The organism is uncultured Sanguibacteroides sp. (assembly GCF_900543425.1).
Taxonomy (GTDB): Bacteria; Bacteroidota; Bacteroidia; order Bacteroidales; family Marinifilaceae; genus Gabonibacter.
The window spans coordinates 59,552-78,460 of record NZ_UQRQ01000009.1 but is presented as its reverse complement, the minus strand read 5'-3'; the positions used below and the strand labels follow the sequence as shown (position 1 = coordinate 78,460).

Annotated in this window: 14 protein-coding genes; 12 read left to right on the top strand and 2 right to left on the bottom strand. The window is 41.5% G+C overall.

Annotated elements, in window-relative coordinates; all coding sequences use genetic code 11:
* Nucleotides 1-26: 26 nt before the first annotated feature.
* A complete protein-coding gene (locus tag QZR76_RS06750; protein ID WP_294141592.1) occupies nucleotides 27-452 on the bottom strand; it encodes an ArdC-like ssDNA-binding domain-containing protein in 426 nt (141 codons plus the stop codon).
* Nucleotides 453-513: 61 nt separating this feature from the next.
* Nucleotides 514-978, bottom strand: a complete 465-nt coding sequence (locus tag QZR76_RS06745; protein ID WP_294141588.1) for a hypothetical protein — start codon at nucleotides 976-978, stop codon at nucleotides 514-516.
* Between the two features lie 555 nt (nucleotides 979-1,533).
* Between QZR76_RS06745 and QZR76_RS06740 the strand changes: the two genes are divergently transcribed.
* The 12 genes from QZR76_RS06740 to QZR76_RS06685 all read left to right on the top strand — a co-directional run bounded on the left by QZR76_RS06740 (nucleotide 1,534) and on the right by QZR76_RS06685 (nucleotide 18,905).
* The gene (locus QZR76_RS06740; protein WP_294141586.1) at nucleotides 1,534-1,806 is read left to right on the top strand and encodes a hypothetical protein; all 273 of its coding nucleotides are present in this window, start codon (nucleotides 1,534-1,536) and stop codon (nucleotides 1,804-1,806) included.
* Complete coding sequence (locus QZR76_RS06735) at nucleotides 1,803-3,152, top strand: hypothetical protein (RefSeq protein ID WP_294141584.1); 1,350 nt, start codon at nucleotides 1,803-1,805, stop codon at nucleotides 3,150-3,152. The genes QZR76_RS06740 and QZR76_RS06735 overlap by 4 nt, the downstream gene beginning before the upstream one ends.
* A gap of 1 nt (nucleotide 3,153) precedes the next feature.
* Nucleotides 3,154-4,104, top strand: coding sequence for a DUF6712 family protein (locus QZR76_RS06730; protein ID WP_294141582.1), 951 nt, complete (start codon nucleotides 3,154-3,156; stop codon nucleotides 4,102-4,104).
* The gene (locus QZR76_RS06725; protein WP_294141581.1) at nucleotides 4,101-5,000 is read left to right on the top strand and encodes a hypothetical protein; all 900 of its coding nucleotides are present in this window, start codon (nucleotides 4,101-4,103) and stop codon (nucleotides 4,998-5,000) included. The genes QZR76_RS06730 and QZR76_RS06725 overlap by 4 nt, the downstream gene beginning before the upstream one ends.
* The gene (locus QZR76_RS06720; protein ID WP_294141579.1) at nucleotides 4,984-5,415 is read left to right on the top strand and encodes a hypothetical protein; all 432 of its coding nucleotides are present in this window, start codon (nucleotides 4,984-4,986) and stop codon (nucleotides 5,413-5,415) included. The genes QZR76_RS06725 and QZR76_RS06720 overlap by 17 nt, the downstream gene beginning before the upstream one ends.
* 209 nt (nucleotides 5,416-5,624) lie before the next feature.
* A complete protein-coding gene (locus QZR76_RS06715) occupies nucleotides 5,625-5,861 on the top strand; it encodes a hypothetical protein (RefSeq protein WP_294141577.1) in 237 nt (78 codons plus the stop codon).
* A gap of 90 nt (nucleotides 5,862-5,951) precedes the next feature.
* Nucleotides 5,952-6,335 carry a hypothetical protein gene (locus QZR76_RS06710; RefSeq protein WP_294141575.1) on the top strand — a complete coding sequence of 128 codons (384 nt, stop codon included), beginning with the start codon at nucleotides 5,952-5,954 and terminating at the stop codon, nucleotides 6,333-6,335.
* Nucleotides 6,328-10,566 (top strand): phage tail tape measure protein, encoded by a 4,239-nt coding sequence (locus tag QZR76_RS06705; RefSeq protein WP_294141573.1) that lies wholly within the window; start codon nucleotides 6,328-6,330, stop codon nucleotides 10,564-10,566. Before QZR76_RS06710 ends, QZR76_RS06705 begins: the two co-directional genes overlap by 8 nt.
* Nucleotides 10,563-12,059 carry a hypothetical protein gene (locus QZR76_RS06700; RefSeq protein WP_294141571.1) on the top strand — a complete coding sequence of 499 codons (1,497 nt, stop codon included), beginning with the start codon at nucleotides 10,563-10,565 and terminating at the stop codon, nucleotides 12,057-12,059. Before QZR76_RS06705 ends, QZR76_RS06700 begins: the two co-directional genes overlap by 4 nt.
* Nucleotides 12,060-12,111: 52 nt before the next feature.
* A complete protein-coding gene (locus QZR76_RS06695) occupies nucleotides 12,112-15,510 on the top strand; it encodes a hypothetical protein (protein ID WP_294141569.1) in 3,399 nt (1,132 codons plus the stop codon).
* Nucleotides 15,511-15,522: 12 nt separating this feature from the next.
* Nucleotides 15,523-15,849, top strand: coding sequence for a hypothetical protein (locus QZR76_RS06690; protein WP_294141567.1), 327 nt, complete (start codon nucleotides 15,523-15,525; stop codon nucleotides 15,847-15,849).
* Complete coding sequence (locus QZR76_RS06685; protein WP_294141565.1) at nucleotides 15,837-18,905, top strand: Ig-like domain-containing protein; 3,069 nt, start codon at nucleotides 15,837-15,839, stop codon at nucleotides 18,903-18,905. The genes QZR76_RS06690 and QZR76_RS06685 overlap by 13 nt, the downstream gene beginning before the upstream one ends.
* Nucleotides 18,906-18,909: the final 4 nt, after the last annotated feature.

The window sequence follows — 18,909 nt, the reverse complement described above, 5'->3', positions numbered from 1 at the left end:
TACCCCGCCTTCGCAGGGTGTGCGTGTTATAGTTCTAAAAATTCGACTTCTTTGACATTATTTTCGGGTTCTTTTTCTTCCTTGGGAGATTTATCTAACTTGTGCACTTGCTTGTCTGAAAACAAATAACAGACGGGAAAAAACATAAATTCACCTTCGTCATTTTCTTTTCCCTGTTCCTTTTCTTGTTGTTTCTTTTTTTCTTGTTCTTGTTTGTTGAGAGGTTGCCCCCAAACCTTGTATGATGTCATACCTTTAATCACCGTGTAGCCTTTTTTTTGCCACTGGTTGAATGTATTAAATTCTATTGCTCCGTCCGTGTCGTAAATGATTTCTAATAATATTTGATTAATAGTCATTTCTAACTCTCTTTCGTTTCTTATTTTCTGCGCTAAGCGTGAAGCTTCAATTAGTTTTTTTCTTGTTTCAAGAAATTGTTTACCTTTGCTCATGACTTAATTATTTAAGTTAAAACTCTGTAAGGGGGGATGGTGACTTCATCCCCCTTTTTTATTATAAAGCGATTGCAGCTTTTAAAGTTTCTTGTTTTTCCTCGATACGGCTCAAAACGAATTTAATCACGTCACCGATAATCACAGGATTATTCATTTTGAAAACGTCTTCGTCGTTGCGGTAAGCGTTTGGTTTCGCTACACTTAAAATGTACTCGCGACATGTAAATTCATCCTCTGTCGTAAGCCCTTGAATTTCATCTAAATGCTCGGTTAATTTCAAATGCGTAGTGTCTAATTTGCTTAACTGGTAAATTTTTTCCTTTTTGTCAAGAAAATATTCGATTTTTTCTTCAAAGTTCTGCGGTTCATTACTTGCTTTCTTTTTTAACGCTTCGTTTTCGGCAATAATTTTTTTAATCTCCTCAGTTGTAAATTCCTTTTTCGGGGTTTCTGCCTTTTGGTTTTCAACTTTTACAACAGCTAAATTTTTAGCTTCTTCCTTTTTTTCATTTTTCTTTTCCATGACTTAAATTTTTAATATTAAAACTCTGTTAGTGAGTGACTTTCACTATACAAATATACGAAAAAATGATATTCTAAGCAAGTGATTTATGATGATAATGAATTGATATTTAGTGAATTGCGTGTAAATGTGGGCGAAAATATACCAAAGACCGTGATAAAATGCTTAATAAATTTTTTTACTCTTTTTTGTTATTTCGGGTGTATTGAGTTTCTCTAAAGGCAAATAATGAAGCCGTTATTTAGAATGTGTGTAAATTATGTATTGAAAATCAATATTTTGCGTTTTTTTGAAGAAACAAAACGCAAATAACACAAAGAAGACCCCGACCGCCCTCAACTTAATTTGCGATCGCAAATGCCTATATGAAAGTTGATATATGACAGCCCCCGATGGGGGCGGTGCGGCAAAATAAAACATTGGTTTACCGCTTTTCCGGGAGTGGGGTGATTTTTCTAACCAGACAGCCGACTTTTTGTCGGATACCTTTTCGTGTGTAGCCGTGAGATTATCTTTTGTCCTTTCCATGGGATAGGATAAAAAGTATTATTGTGTATGAAACTATACGAAGCAATAGCGAGGATGAGAAAGCAGACAGCCCAGGGGCGGGCGTTTAGTTTCTCCTTTATGAGTTACAATAGCAGCACGAACACGACGGAGGGAGTCGTGTTCGTGCATAAAGCTGTATTGCGAAAGAAAGCGGACGCTAAATCCTACCGTAATGCAGATGTGTTAATACCTTATTATGACTATGATATTTGCAAGGCGAGACAGTTCTATTTGCCTTGTTTGCTGAATTTTAACGGTGAAAAAATAACGATGAGATGAGTGGTGTTTCTATTGAAAGAGTGGGTAAGTCGAGGTTAGTCGGTATTCCTGGAGTGGGTACCGGTATGTATGTTGGAATGTCTTCTTGGGGGGCTTCGGGTGTTCCTGATGCGAAAGTATGGGAGGCTGATCCGCAAATCGTGTGCGGTAAAGAGGTTGTGCCGTATGGGGTGGGGAATAACCTGCCGGTGGAGATCCGGAATATAATGGACGAAAATAATCTTGCCCCTGGTATTCTGGAACGTGAGAAGGGGTTGTTATACGGGCAGGGACCTGAATTGTACCGGAAGAAATACGAAGGTGGGGATGTAACACGGGAATGGGGCTACGATCGGGAGATATGGAATTGGCTTAACTCTTGGGATGTATTACGATATATCGAAATGGCGATGGTCGAGTACAAGTATTTGCACGGGTATTTTGATAAGATATTTTTAACCAAGGGGGCACGGATCGGGAGGGCTGCTCGTATTGCTAAACTTGAAATCGTACCGGGAATTGATGCCCGTTTGGGGTGGGTAGAATCCCGTAAATTGGAGGATGTTAGACAGATACATGTAGGAGATTTCGAGAACGAGTGCGTGAAAGGGATTACTTCTTATTCCGTGTTCAATGTGCGTGCCCCATTCCGGTACCCGGTATCAATGGCATATCATAATAGCTACTCGTACGCAAGGAATCTTTATTCAATACCCTCGTTTTATGGCTCGTTGAACTGGATCCGGCGCAGCTCTGACGTGCCGGTAATACTGAAACATATTACTGATAATTCGATCAATGTAGCGTTTCATATCGAGTCTCCGCAGCAATATTGGGACACGTGGGAGGAGAGACTGAAAGAGAAATGCACGAGGGAGAATGTCGAGTACCATTCCGATATGTTGGAAGATCACAAAGACGAGGTTATGCGAAAGTTGGCAGAGGCTTTGTCCGGGAAGCGGAATGTCGGGAAGTTTTTTCACACGATCACAATGCGGGATGATGACGGGAAAGCGTGGGAGTGGAAAGTTACTCCGATCGACCAAAAAATCCGGGATTATATAGAGGCACAGTTGAAGGTGAGCGAGAAGGCGGATAGCGCAACAACTTCGGGGATCGGGTTGCATCCGGCTCTTAGTAATATTATGGTGGATGGAAAGCTTTCGTCCGGATCTGAAATGTTGTATGCACTGAAGCTTTATCTGGCTTCGGACACGTCGATTCCGGAAGAGATTATTTTGCAGTCGATAAATCAAGCGATTAAGATTAATTTTCCGGAGACGGAATGGCGGATAGGCTTTTACCATAAAGTGGTTCTCCGGGAGGAAGAAGTTGCACCGGGTAAGCGAACGATAAATAATATTTAGTATGGATATTTTGTTTAAGAGTACAGGGGAACTTAGAAAACACGTTAGTTTTCTTTATGCCACGGCAGATTTTAATAACTTGTTGTCTGATGTCGAAATTGCAACCGAGGAGTTGATCGAGATCGTGGGAGATGAAATTTATAAAAAAGTTAGTAAAGCTTACGTGGATGGAGAAAGCGAGGGCGTGTATGTGGGGTTAATTCCGTTTTTTCAGCGTGCGATCGGGCTTTTAGCCTATCTATCGTATGCGGAAAATACGGATGTGAGCCATGAGGAGTCCGGTCGGAAGGTGAAACTCGACAAGGATTCCGAGAGCCTGCCGTGGGAATGGCAAATAGCGAGAGATGATGCTGCCCTCCGGAAGAAAGCAAACAAAGCGATAGATCGTTTGATTTCTTACCTGGATAAACAGATTGATAGTGTTCCGGAATGGAAAGATAGCGAGCAGAGGAAGGATATAAATTCCTTGTTCGTGAAAAACGCAAAGGAGTTTAACGAGGTTGTGCCGATTGATAATAGCCGGGTATTTTACTTGCGTGTGTTGCCCATGGTGAAGCTGGAGGATCGGAACTTGATATCTTACCTTGGAAATGATCGGTATAAATCTATAAAGGAAAGTATAATACAAGGGGAGCCGGAGGCGGATGATCGGAAGATCGTGGAGCTTTGCCGGCAGATAATTCCTTTAAGAGTTATGGCGAAGGCTGTGAAGCGTTTTCCCGTGCAGGTGTTGCCGGATGGCGTGGTGACGAAATTCACGTCCGAAAGGCAGACGTTGAAAGCGAGTACCCCGGCAACGATGGAAATGATTAGGTTTGTATCGATGTCTTACGAGGCAGACGCCGAGGCGTTGGCTGTCGATTTGCAGGGGTATATCGCATCTCGGAATCCAGCATCGAGTTACAAGAAGAAGGATACGGATTATCGCCGGGAAAAATTCTTTTCGATATGAACACGATCGAGATCCCGGAGATAAGAAAAAAGGTGGCGTATCCGGCGTCATGGGACGAGTGTAACCGGGAGCAGATCCGTTTTATTTTTAGGCAAGTCCTCCGGCTAATAGGGGGTAATATTGGTATGACCGAATTTAAGATTCGGGTGTTGTATTTTCTAACCGGGATAAAGCGTAAAAAGAGGCATGAGAGAAAGGAAAGAATGTTGACGGAGGAGCAACTTGCGCAAAAGTATTTGAATGTGGTTATGGCGGCAGACACGATAAATTTCATGTTTCAGGAACAGAGTGGACAGCAGCTTTTTGAGTATAACAGGATAGGAAACGTGATACCGGTAATCCGGAGGGGCATGAAGCGAGTGTACGGTCCATCGGAAGCCTTGTTTAATATTACATTCGGGGAGTACATTGTGGCGTTCGATTTCTTCCGGCGTTACGTGGAACACAAGGACGAGAATGATTTGAATAAGTTGTGTGCTGTGCTTTACAGGGCGAGGCGAAAGGGAAAAATGGATAACGATATCCGAGTAGAATTTAATGCAAATGAATGTGTCCGGAGGGCAAGATGGTGGAGACGGGTTGCGTTAGTGGATAGATTTATTATTTATTCATGGTTTGCGGCGTGTGATAACTTTTTTAAAACCGGGGATATTGAGGTGGACGGTAATCGGATCTCGTTCCGGGGACTTTTTAAACAGTCTGGAGGTGATGAATTGGGGGAGAAGGATCTTGGTTTGACCGGAGTATTGATGAGCGTTGCGGAGTCTGGGACGTTCGGGACGTTGGAGGACGTGAATCGGACAAACTTATACACGGTTTTGTTAAAGCTCTATCATTGGCATTTGGAACATAAACGAATGGAGCAAAAGAATAATAGAAATGGTAAAACTGAATGATTTTAAGCGGTATTTCGAGGTGTTGGCAGACGAAATGGGATTGTGTTTCTTAATGGTGGTAATGGAAGAACATCTCAGAAAAAAATTGCAAGGTAAAGCAGGTACAATTATGGCTTTGGTTTACCCTTCTGCCATGGGTACAGGATCGGCAGATAACACGGTGGATGAGAATATTTGTTTGCTTTACGTGTTGGAAAATGGGACGAAATCCGGAATGACGGAGAAAATGGAGTTTAAAATGTACGAGCGTTTGCTGGAGGTAATTGATGGTATTAAATCGAAACTGATCGCTGATGCTGACGAAAATCATCCATTGCTCCGAGAATTGGAAAGAGGAAGTTTGGAGGTTGAACCGGAATGGAATATTGCGGGGGGGTATAATGGTTATTCATTGGTATTTAGCTTCAAAAAATAATAATGAATTGGATTTTATTATTTGGCAATGTGAAATTAAGAATATGGAACTTCGTAAAGCTCGTTTCGATACTTTACTCAAACAAATAATACAGATTTGACCGAGGTGGAACTGAAGCGATTGGTGGGAGTGATCCTTAGAGCTGGATATCGTACCGCCACGAGTTGAAAAAGAGGAAAAATAGTTGTATATTTGTTGAAAATCAAAGTATGTTTTTTATCGGAGTTGCCATATTAGTTTTTATCATCGTGATATTCTTCCGTTCAAAGGATAATGGAACCGGAAAGATTAATTATGACAAGTATGATAAGGAGTTTGAACAAACGATCCGTGATGCCGTGAAAGATAATTACAAGAATCCGGTGGATCTGGAACGTTACATCGAAACGACGATGAGAATCCGGAGAGAAGTCCGGGAAGACAAACAGAAAAAAGGTTTTTTATAGGTAGATTTATGTGACTATATAGGGCGTAACTGTGGGGTTGCGCCTTTTTTTGTCCTTTCCTTTTGTCCATTGCCATGGTAATTTCAAACCATGGATTTAATTAAAAAGAAATTTGTCGGTAAGGTTCTTCATGAGGAAGGAGAGCGACTGATCCGGAACCAAGGAACGATCTTGTACAAGCGTTTGACGTTCCGGGAGGGAGTTCTGCGTAATAGCCGGGGTATTTCCGTGCGGGATGGAGATACCATGGATGGGGAGTTGACATTTAAACATGTTGACTATGAACGATTCCTTGATATGAAACGCAAGGTCAAGAATAAACGAGGGGAAGATAGAACAAGAAAAGGGTACAATATTCACAATCGTTTTACTTACGGGACTTATCATGCGATTGCCATGAGGCTAATGAATGACCTTACCGATGAATTAAGGGAGGGCATTAGGAACGAATTAAATACGGAAGGACATGGCTAAAAGGATCGTGGACGAGGATATGGTCCTCAATATTATTATCAACGGTGATAAGGGTAAATCGGAACTGCTGAAACTGGAACGTTCAATAAAGGATTTAAACGTTGCCAACGAGGGATTGGCTAATAAAATGGCGAGTGTAAAGCAGAAGATGGATGATTTGCAACGTGCTGGCAAGGGTAATAGTGTCGAGTATAAGGATTTGCGAGTGGAATTAAATCAGTTGCAAAATTCATTTGATAGTAATTCGAGGGCGATCGATACGGCAAAGCAACGTATGGAAAATATCCGGAAGGGAATGGATATAACGAAAATGAGTGTAACCGATTTGAGGAGGGAGATAACCCGTTTGACAAGATTGAGGAATACTGCCGGTCCCGGAACGGAGCAGTGGAAAAATTTTGATGCCCAACTCGTGAAAGTGCAGAAGCGATTGGCAGAAGTGACTCGGCAGGGGAAGAGTACGCAAAGCATTCTATGCCGGATGGCTGATGGTATAAATAAATATTGGAATTTCGTGGTATCCGGTTTGGCTTCTCTGACCGGTGTGTTTCTGGGAATAAAAAGTGCGATAAACAAGTACGTAGAGTTTACCGATGTATTGGCAGATGTGCGAAAAACAACCGGTTTGACGGAAACGGGGGTGTTGCAGTTGAATGATGCTCTCCGGAAGATTGACACGAGATCGAGTCAGGAGGAGTTAATGGGGCTTGCCCGGATTGGGGGAAAGTTGGGAATTGAAGGTAAGGAGAACCTTGAAGGATTCGTGAGGGCTGCCGATAAAATTAATATCGCATTGAAAGAGGATCTCGGTGGTGACGTGGAGGAATCTATCCGGCAGGTGGGTAAACTTGTGGATATTTTTAAATTGAAAGATGATTTCGGTATAGAGCAGGCATTGTTGAAGGTTGGTAGCGTGATAAACGAGTTAGGGGCGGCGAGTACGGCGAACGAGGGATACCTTGTCGAGTTCACGAAACGAGTAGCGGGAGTTGCCCCGTCAATCGGGATATCGGTAGATCAGGTAATGGGATTAGCTGCGACGTTGGATCAGTTGGGACAGACTGCGGAGGTGAGCAGTACCGTTTTCTCGAAGTTAGTATCCGGGATGTTTAAGAACACGGCAGAGTATGCGAAAGTAGCCGGTATGTCCGTGACGGATTTTTCCAATTTGATGAAAATGGATGCGAATGAGGCTCTGATACGTTTGTTTGATGGCCTGAAAGGTAACAATTCGGAGATGCAGAAGTTGGTCGCAAACATGGGTAATATCGGGATGGACAACGTGAGGGCTGTGTCGGTCATGGGAGCGTTGGCGAATAATACGAAATTACTCCGGGAGCAACAAGCATTGGCTAATAAGTCTTTTGTTGAAGGGATATCGTTGACTGAAGAGTTTAATATTAAAAATAATAACCTGGCAGCGATAAGAGAGAAAGCGAAGAATCAGTTGAACGAGAGAATAAAACTCCTTGGAGAGAAATTGCAACCGTTGATGATTAGCGGGATGAATGCGATGAGTATTTTGGTGAAAGTGTTGGGAGCCTTGTTGTCGTTCTTCTCGAAATATGGCTCAACGCTTGTGAAATTAACTGTGATTTATCTTTCTTATTTAGCGGTTCAAAAGTTGTCTGTAAAGTGGACGAAGGCGGAGGGTACGGCGATATCGGCGAAGATTATTCTTGATGAGTTATCCGTTTTTTGGACGAAAGCAAAGACAGCTGCAACGTATTTGCTCATTGCGGCACAGGCGTTACTTATCGGGAAAGTACAAAGGGCAATGATAGCCTGGAAAGCCTTTAACCGGGTAATTGGGACGAATCCTTATGCTTTACTTATTGCCGGAATCGTGGCTTTGGGATTCGCTATTGCTACTTTAGTGAAGAGAAAGACGGAGTGGCAAAAGTCTATGGAGAGGATTATCGCTATAGAGAAGGAGTTTAACAAGGAAGTTGCAATGGAACAGAGGACGCTGGATGATTTGTTTGGAAATCTCCAGAATGCGAAAGAGGGAACAAAAGAGTGGGAACGTGCCCGGAGGGAAATAACGGATAAATACGGGGGATATCTGGAAAATCTGAATTTAGAAATAAGTACATTGGATGATGCAGAGAAAGCTTATAGGGCATTGTCGAAGTCGATAAAGGATGCGGCAATGGATAAGGCTTTGTCTCAAGCGAGGGAAAAAGCAGTGGAATCTCTTATTGATACAGAATTGAAAAATCTTGAGAAGATTAAAAGGGCTTTATCGCATCAGGCTAGATACTTGAATCCGGAGGGGGCTTTTGAAGAATTACGTAAACAATTGGATAGTGGTGGCGAATTTTCTGAGCATATGAAACTTGTGATTAAAACTGCCGGGTTAGAGGATGGTATAAAGGAGATTCGGGACGCTAGAAAAATTTACGAGCAGGAGATGGCTCGAATAAAAGAACTTTTTACTTCCCCTGTTGATAAAAGTGGTGGGAAAGGCGGTGGAAATACTAAAGAAGTAAAGCCTCGGAATCTTGATGAAGAGATTGTGTTGCTGAAAGAAAAATATGCGAAGCAGTTGATTGATAAAAAAGCATACGAGGAGCAGCTTGATAAATTAGAGTTGGAGCATCTTCGCTACCGGTTGGCAAACGAGGCTCAAACGGAAGCAGATCGGGTAAAACTTCGGGGACAGATTGCAGATAAAATGGTAGAGATTGCGACAAAACAGAAAAAAGTAGAAACGAGTACTCAAAAAGAATACGTGGATACGGTACTTGCTTCCGCTGAATCTGCCGTGTTTAAAGAGAATAAAGCTTTCAATAACCGGTTACGTCAGGCCGGGATATACGGGAAGAATAGGGAAAAACTAACCGATAAGGAGTTGAAGGCTCTTGAGATCATGGAGAAGGAACATCAGGAAAATTTGAAAAAAATCGACAAGGATACACGAAAGAAGCGATCTGATGATTACATGAAGGAGGTTAATATCAAAATAAAGAATCTTGAGACAGCACATTCGATCGAGATGGCACAGTTGAAGGTGCAGCAAAACGAGGAACTGTCGAATTTTTCCGGAACCTTATTTCAAAGAAAAGAGTTGCAAAAACGGTATCAACTTGAAGCGATTGCTCTAACTGAAAGTCAGGTGAATGAGATGATGGACCTCGTGTCCGGTATTTTTGTTGATTTAGGAGAAAAAGAATTTGATCTTGGTAAAAAAATACTTACCGATGAAGAGAAATTGCAGCTTCAAAGACGTATAGATACGCTGAAAGCTACTTTGGCAGAAATGGGTGTCGAGGTTAAAGACTTGACGGCTTCGGGGCGAACGGATTTTGATTTGCTTGGTATGACTTCAAGTAAATGGGAAGAGTTTTTTTCTAACTTAGAAAAAGGCAAGATAGGAATAAATGATTTGGAGTTTGCCGCAAATGCTCTTTCTAATGCTTGGGACACTTACAATAAACTCCGGAATGAGCAGGGAAAGAAGGAACTGAAACAATACGAGACGAAAACAAAAAAAGAAAAGGCTGCTCTTAATGCCCAGTTGGATTCGGGACAGATTTCACAGGAACAATACAATGCTCGAGTGTCTCAGTTGGATGCGGATTTAGATACCAAGAGGGAGGAATTACAACAAAAGCAGGCAGAAAGGGAGAGGAAACAAGCACTTTTTTCTACAATTTTAAGTACGGCAGTTGGTATTGCAAAAGCGTGGGAGTTAGGTCCGATTGTCGGTCCTATTATGGCCGCTTTGGTTGCTGCAATGGGTGCGGTTCAGATTGCGACAATTCAGGCAGCACAGTATGCGAAAGGTAAATACCCGGTTGTCGGTGATGATGATGGGAGGTTGTACCAGGCAGAATATGCCGGGGACAATTTGAAAACCGGGGTGTACGAGAAAGCGACATTAGGATTGTTTTCGGAAAAGGAACCGGAAATGGTGGTGGATGGAGCCACAACACGAAAACTTATTTTTGATTACCCGCTGATATACAAGAGTATTATGGATATATCTCACGGCCGGGTCCCGCAATATGATGATGGGAAATATCCGACAGCAACGTCTTCGGTTTCTTCTGATATCATGGTGGTCGGTTCGGATCCGGAGATTAGACAACTTCTTCAAGAGAATATCCGGATGATGAAAATTCTCGCGAACAAAGAGATCGTTTTTAAATGGTATGGGTCCGGGGGATTTAAAGAAAAGTTAGATAAATCGAATATGTACGATAAAAATACAAGTATAGGAAGATGAATTTGCGTGTTGTCATTTCGGGTTTGGATGTTGCGTTGCCTCTCGATGTAGAATTGGTTTTAAAATTCCAAAATAGCTTATTGGAAGATAAAAACGATGATGTAACGTACCCGTTCACGATCCCGTTAAAGGTAAATAGAAATATATTCGGGGATATTGATCGGATCGTGCAGAATTCTTTTAATCCCGAGTTCCCCTCTGTCGTGTTATTCGGTCCTTACGAGCTTCTTAGAGGATTCGCAACAATAACAGATATAACATCGAAGGAGGTCGAATTGTATATCAGTACCGCTAAGATGTCGTTTTGGCGAAAAGCGACTAACATAATGGTCCGTGATTGTAATATAGGTTCCGAGGATTTCGCGAACGAGACCGAGGCGGTAATGGCTATGAACAGATCCCTGCAGGGAGAGAAAAATTACGTTACCTGCCCGCTTTTTGATGAAAACTTTACTGAAACGACGTTATTGCCGCCTGCCGAGGCTTTATTTCAGAAGGTATTTAATCCATATAATATAAATACAAAACAATTTTCCTTTGTACTTGATGGTAAAACATGCGTGTATCTCCCGTTTATGCGACTAAAATTTGTTATAGAAGAACTAATAAAGTGGTTCGGTTATCGTGTTGGAAAGAATTGTTTAAATTATATAGAAGGTTTTCAAGATATACTTATAGTAAACAGATCAGGCATGAACCCGAAACCCAGACTGTTTAATTTTAGACATTGTTTACCTTACATTTCCGTGAAGGACTTTTTCGCCGATATTGAAAAAAAGTTTAATCTCGTCTTCTGGGTAGATGTAAACCGGAAAGAGATATCGATAGAGAATTTTAATAGCATCTTAACAGGCGAACCTTTTTCTATTCTTGTCGAGGATGGTGTTGATAAAAAATTCGATGATGATAATAAAACGGGTTACAGGTTTAAAGATAAAGACATTTCGGATTCGACACTCGATAGTATTAAAAGTTCGCTTGAATGGGAGGTGGGGGAAGGAGATTTTAAACAAATTGATTGCATTTCTACTCCTGTTAATACCATTCATGATGGAATTAATCGAGGAGCGAACCAGAACAATATCGCGATTATAAATTATAGTAACGTGAACGTCTACCCGCTTTTTGATAAAAGTGTTGTTTCGGAATTCCGTCTCGCGGTATATCGAGGTTATTATAAAAGAAATGGTTTGCCGGCAAGCACGGAGCCGTACATGTCACCCGAGCCGGAGTGGGATGAATCTACTCCTATTAATTTAACTTGGGTGCGTGGTCTTTCGACGCTACATAGAGACAAAGTTAACTTTCTTGTTAAAAGTCGGATTTTGCACGAAATTAAGGTACAAAGGAAAATCGAGTACATAAGAAGCGTTAAGGATCTACTGTGTCGTGCAGTCGTGATATCGGGGCAAAAATATGTAACGAAAGAGGTCGAGATAAAACTCGGCAAAGATAATGTCGTGGAGTTCGTGTATCGTGGTTATCCGTTATAGTTTGTCCTTTATAATCGTGTACTCGTCTATTACTTTTCGGAAAAATTGAACTATGGAGATTATACAGCAGCCGGAATCATTAAGCCTATCTGGAAACGTTAAAAATTTTATTCTTTCGGGATTAACTGAAAGCGTTGAATTTGTTTTAACGTGCGATGCTGTCGAGATTTTAAGAGAAAACTATGAACCTATTGGCGGAAAAGTAGAAATACCGGTGAAATTGGTAATTGATGAATTGTTGAAGATTTCCATACCGAATTTTGATATTGTCACTTATGAGCAAACGAATGCGGTTAAAACATTTTCCGCTCTGGTTGATACACAAACAATAACTTTTACCGTCATAAAGGGGGGATTTTCTGCCTTAGAATCTTCTCCTGTTTTTCTTAAGAGTAACTTTTTGACATGGCAGCCACAACAAAAATTTTTGACTTCCACTCTGCCCGAGTTTTTGTCTTACTATACTCAATCGTCCGGTAATTTAAAGATAAAAGGTTATTTTTCTGACAAAACATCCGATATTCATACAATTGTTCTGGAGGGTTCTAAATTTTACACCTTTAATCTCAATTGGGGTATCGTAAATGGTTATTTTTCTAAACAAGTTCTATACTACGATGTTTGGGTGGAAGATCCGGCCGGAAACCGGTTAAGCTATATACAACGTTACGTGCTGTCTCCTAAACAAGATAATCAGCAAATTTATTTATTTCAGAACTCAGTCGGGGGAATTGATACGGTTTTGTTTTCCGGGTTATTTTCTGCCATTTTAAAAACGGAAGGTAATCTAAGCACGATAAAAGACGAGACGACGGATAGCGATATAGATATGTCTTGCGTCTATATGCAAAACACGGGATTTTTGCCTTCTAAAGATTACGCCGAGTGGCTACGTGATTTTTTTGTTTCTCCGCAACGTTTCCACGTGGCGGATTCAGCCCGAAGAATTTTTATAGAAGAATCGGAAAATAAATTTGAAACGGATAATCTTAACGCTTACGAGTTCGAGTTCCGGTACGCTAAAGAGACAAAATATAATAATATTATACGGAACCGGGAACCTCTTCCTGAACTGTTAGAATTCCCCGTTGCTGACGAACTTTTTTTTTTAGCCCCCCGGCTGAACGAGTTTCCTCTTGCCGCGATAGCTGACGATCTTGTATTACCAGTTCAGTATGCCTTCGAAAATACTTGGCGTCGAATTTCCGTCGATGCAATAACTCGGTATGTTTTAGGGTATGCTATTGATAATATAGAGACGGTAATCGACCTAACAAACTACTGGAAAAAAACAGAACTCGTACGTGAAGATTTATATTTAAAATTTCTTGATAAAAAAATCTCTGCCGGTTACGCTGATAAAGCAGAGGACTCGGTTTTGTGGAATGGCAAAAGATTTACAGATTATATAGATCAGCCACTTAGAACCGGGGATGATGTTAGTTTTAATATTGTAAGGGTTAAAGAAGATTTATACACGCCATCGATATCTTCTCCAGACTTTTCATCCGGGTTGTTAGGATCTGGATTTAAGTTCGAAAATGGTTATGGCGAACTAACCGGTTTACGCCTTAGGGAATATCTCTACACGCCTGAAATTATTAAAAATAAAATCCTTATAATGTCGGACGAATTTTGGTTCTCGGCAGGCGGGGTAATAGATAGTGTAGAATCTGTTTCCGGTAATCTTTTCCGGGTAACGCTTAAACAAGAAAAGGATATTATCGAAGTTCCTTTTCGAGCCGGGGACGTGCTACGGGGAAATTTCGATACCGCAAACGGGTTCGATTCGGTATTCTTCGAGGTCGAGAGTATCGATGCCGGGAACGTGTATTTAAGATCGATCTATGCTGGAGAATCGGAAGCTAGTTTGGCGGATCCGGAGGGAAATTTATACGTGACGGAGAATGGCGATTACTTGCTCGTTAATGTTCCGGGCGGCCCCAAAAGATTTATGACCCTTGCACGGCAAGGTAACACGACCGACACGACACGTCAGGGATCAATCTATGCTGACGGAATTAACAAGTATATCCGGGTGCTCGATAATGTAACTGGAAAAGATATCGCTTTCGAAAATATCCGGGTGCAAATGGGCGATTTAAGCGGTCTTATCTCTCCCGTTGTAGGAAGAATGTCCGGGGCCGGTTTATACGGGGAAAATGTCTATTTGGTCGGGGACTTTTATCTTCGTAATGGCAAAAACGTTAAAAGCGAGATCGACGGAATTAGTGTTTCCCTTGTAGAGATTTCCACGAGGGTTACAGAAGCGGAAGCAGCGGTAAATTTAACTGTTTCGAGGGGTGAATACGATGTTTTTAACAAAAAGATATCCGAGAGTGTTGCTTCTATCTCACAGCGGGTATCGAATGCCGAGAGTGTGTTAAACCTTACCGTTTCGCAAACAGATTTTAATTCTTTCTCTCAGATCGCTTCTGAAAGTATTTCTTCTATAATTCAACGAGTTTCGAATACTGAAGCAAGCTTAAGATTAACTGTCTCTAAAACAGAATACGATGCTTTCTCGGATAGTGTCACGGTGTCGATATCGTCCATTTCGCAACGAGTAACGAATGCAACTGCCGAACTGGATTTAACTGTAAAAAAAGACAATATAATTGCCTCCATTAATGCCTCGGCAGAAACCCTTAACGGCTCGAAACTTCGTCTCGATGCCGATCGAATCGAGATAAACGGGAACACTATAATTCGTAATAAAGCCGGAATGCAGGTCGATTTTTTTGGTACCGTCGGGGAGGTTTTCAATATTAATAACGGAAAATTCTTGGTCGATATCGATGGCAGAATGGTTGCCGAGGATGGGTCATTTCGGGGGAGCATAGACGCTCTTTCCGGAACGATTGGAATCCTCGAAATACAGGAAGGAATATTAAAAATAAAGAATCCCGCGGGGTCCTCTTCTATAATAAGCGAGTGCGGTATCAAACCTAATTGTATCAAGATATTTTCAAACAATCCGGAACAAGTTGTTTCTGCAGATGCTTGTATCACTTCTCCCGTGTACGGAACAATTATAGGGGAAGCACTTTTCACGGGACGGACAACAGACGTGGCTGGCATTGTTGGAATCGGGGGATCCTGCTTTAATATAGACGAAAGTAGACATTTCGGAATGCGCGCGATCGGGGGGCTTAAAACGGATATCCTCTCGCTTGGCTATTCTGCGATAATAAATGATAGTCGGCCAATACCAAAGGATGTTTCCGTGGTTTATTTTCAACTTGGATTGGGAGATTCGGGATCAAGAAACTATTACGTTCCTAACGCTGGAGTAAAAGAAGGACACGTTTATTTCTTCTCGAATCTTGACTCGAGTAACCCGGTAGTTTATGCTGGAAGTAGTGCTTATGAACTAACAAATGCCGATTCATTTTTAATTATACAACATGTCGGTAATAACCAGTATAGAAAAATATTTTACAAAAAATAAAAAATGAATATCATGGAAAAATTAAAATTGAACGTGATGGAGAGAATTAATCTCTTAAAAATTTTAGAAGTTGGAGAATCTGGATTGCAGGAACGTAAAGTTTTAGATAATCTTCTCCCTAAAATCGAATTTTCCAATCTGGAAATACAACAGGCAGATATTTACAAAAAAGGAAAACTTTATAACAAGGAAAAAGATTTCGAGAAAGAAATCGAGCTTGTTGACATCGAATCGACGACATTAAAGAATGTTGTTATACGTTTCGCGGACGAGCAAAAATGCGTAACCGGGTTAAATAAAAGTCTTTTTTATAAAATTGATAATTTATGCCAGAAATAAGAATTCCAGATTTACCGGTATCATCTTCTCCCGTAACAGGAGAAGAAAAGGTTTTAGCGGTTATAAACGGTAAAACATATATTGTCCCCATGTCGGTTTGGAAAACGTACGTTGAAAATAACGTTAACGATCGAATCCCTGCGTTAGAACAATATGTAACGAACGAAACAGAAAAATTAAAAGGGACGATAAAGAATCTCGTCGCCGCCGAGGTGCAAGATGCTATAACGAATCCTCTCGTTATTTCTACTAAAGAAAAACGAATCGGGCGTCTGGGATACTCGAACGAGGCCGGGATTATCGATTCCCAAATTTTTCAACGGACCGCAAAAATTTCGAGTTTACCAAAAAATACCGGGGCCACAAAAGAGTTTATTCTGTCTACCGAACCTCTCGGTAACAACATGTATTTAAATATCTCGGCCTTTGTAGTAAGCACTAACACGAAGATCGATTCGGAATTCTTTTACAATCTATACGATGTTGTTAAAGTATTTGTCGCCCCTGATTTCTCGACAAGGATTGTTATAAAATGCAAGGAGACAACTACTCTGGACTTAAACGCCACGGTATTAATAGAGTACGTTAAATACTTCGGGGAACGAGTTTCGGTAGATATTGAACTTGCCGGGGGCGTGGATCCTAACGCGGTTCAGGTCGAATTTCCAAAGTTGAAATATAACAAAAGCATGCTTGTCTCATTGATCACGGACGACGCGAATGCAAGTTCTTACTGTGCCACTTTTGCGGCTATAAACGATTTACCCGTCTGCACGGAAGACTTCTACCATGCAGCCCAAGCAGCTGCAAACGATTTTCCTCAATCCGCTCTACCCCGGACGGGAAAAACGTTAGGCTACACGGACGGAGCCGGAAACGAGCGAAGGTTCGCCCATGCTATTGCTATTTGGCCAAACGTGGGAAAAAACGGGGTTCCGAACATGGACACGAAAATTGTTGTAGACCAGGGAAACACGACCAACAAATATCGTTTCATGCAGCCCGCAATGGTTTGGGATGATATCAAGCCGATGCTAAAGTTTGGTTGTAGTGTTGGACAACATAACATAAATGCCGACAAGTGGGATATAAATTCGATTAGCAACATTATGAGTGGCTACGAGGAAGACGAAACGACATGTATAAATCGTTTAGCAAATCGGGGGATGAAAATTATGTATAGGCCTGACGGGAATGATAATTATGTCGAGGCGGCAAAACGATTTGATCCTTTTTTACTTGTACTTTCGGAAGGTGGAAATGCCGACAATCAATTTTTTCCGGCTACTTTCGCGGGAAGTCTATACAAGAAAAATATACATCGCTTGTTCCCGGCTGACATACCGACTTTAAAAACTTACGTTACAGGGATTCGTAATGCCGCTTTAGAGGCTCGTAAGTGGTGTACCGTTGGAGCACATAGAACAAATACGGATTGGGTCGAATGGTTAAAATGGATGAACGACATGTACGGTAAAGACGGGGACGATTCCGTTTGGTTTTGCACCCCGGACGAATTTTACGAGTACTATTACATTCGAACAAATTCCGTTATACGAAAATCTGTAACGGGCAGCACGTTACATTTAGACATGTATATTCCCTCCGGACAGTATTTTTATTACCCGGATTTCAGTCTATTATTGTCCGGAATAACAAATGTTTCTAATATCGTGAATATCGTTGTTAATGATGTTGTAAAGGGTGTTTCTCACGCTATCAACGCCGGGAAATTATTGTTAAATCTTAACTGTAATTCTAACCTACTTCAATATGCCGAAGAATTTACGGCCAAATTTGAAGGAAGCCAGGACAACTGGGATAAAACAAACGCCCTGTATTTCGTTAATCAGCTTAAGCCGGAATTAAAGGAATCGTTTTTAAACCGGATAAATAAACAACCGGATCCGGTTGCTCTAACATCTGCCATGATTAACGCCGGAAATCCCACGACAATGAATCAGAACGTTACGATGACATTAGCTTTAACAGGAACACCATCGCATTACAGGATAGGCGAAATGGCGGATTTGTCAACGGCAAACTGGATAACGTATACCGGGAACATTTCCTACTCTCTTTCATCCGGATTCGGGATTAAAACTGTATATGTCCAGGTTAAAAATTCCATCGGGGAAAGTTCTATCGTGTCCGATACAATCGAGTACATAGAAACTCCTGCAGGTGAAGTTCCAGTGACGGCTCTAAACATAACCGGAAATGCAAACGTGAAGACAGGGGAAGACTTGCAACTGTCTGTAGCCTACACCCCCACCGACACGACCCAGAGAGAAATAGTTTGGAGTTCTTCTAATATCGCATTCGCAACGATAGATAACACGGGACTCGTTCGAGGTGTCGCGGAAGGAAATGTAACCATAACGGCTCGTTCTCTTGCGAACTCTGCCGTTGTCGCCACAAAATCCGTTCAGGTTAAACCAGCTGGTTCGGTTATAGGGAGTGTTGAAATTCTCATCGCTATGCGAAACACGTTAGTTGGAGGCGGAACATGCGAAGCGGATTCCGTTACAGGAAAAACGATTAACGCCGGTAACGTGAACGGGGTCACCGTGGGAGGACAAACAGAATTGTACGATTCAGGAGGGAATCTTCTTACCGATTTTTCAATCATGACAAAAGAGGAGAGGGCCGCCGCTACCGGGGAAGCGTACCAAAATTTTACTCAAAATTTCGGGCCTGATCTGACAGGAGTTACCGGTTTACCGTACGATATAGAGTATTTTAAATTCTATCAACACGCTTACAAGTATAACGGAACAACTTATCCCGTGTATGGGCTTAAAGTTCCTAACGGAACTTATCGAATTAAAATTTTATCTTCTACTTCAAGGGACGAATCGAGCGCGAACGGTCATGTCGCGATAAACGGCGTGGAGCAAACCCTGCCGACTCCGGCTTTCTCGCTAACGAACAACTCGGTGAATTGGTTTGAATTTACAAATATTGCCGTGACTGATGGTAAGTTGTTAATCAAAATCTGGTCCGAGAAGTCGAAATATTTTGGTATAAACTTTATTGAACTTTTAAAATTATAAAGAT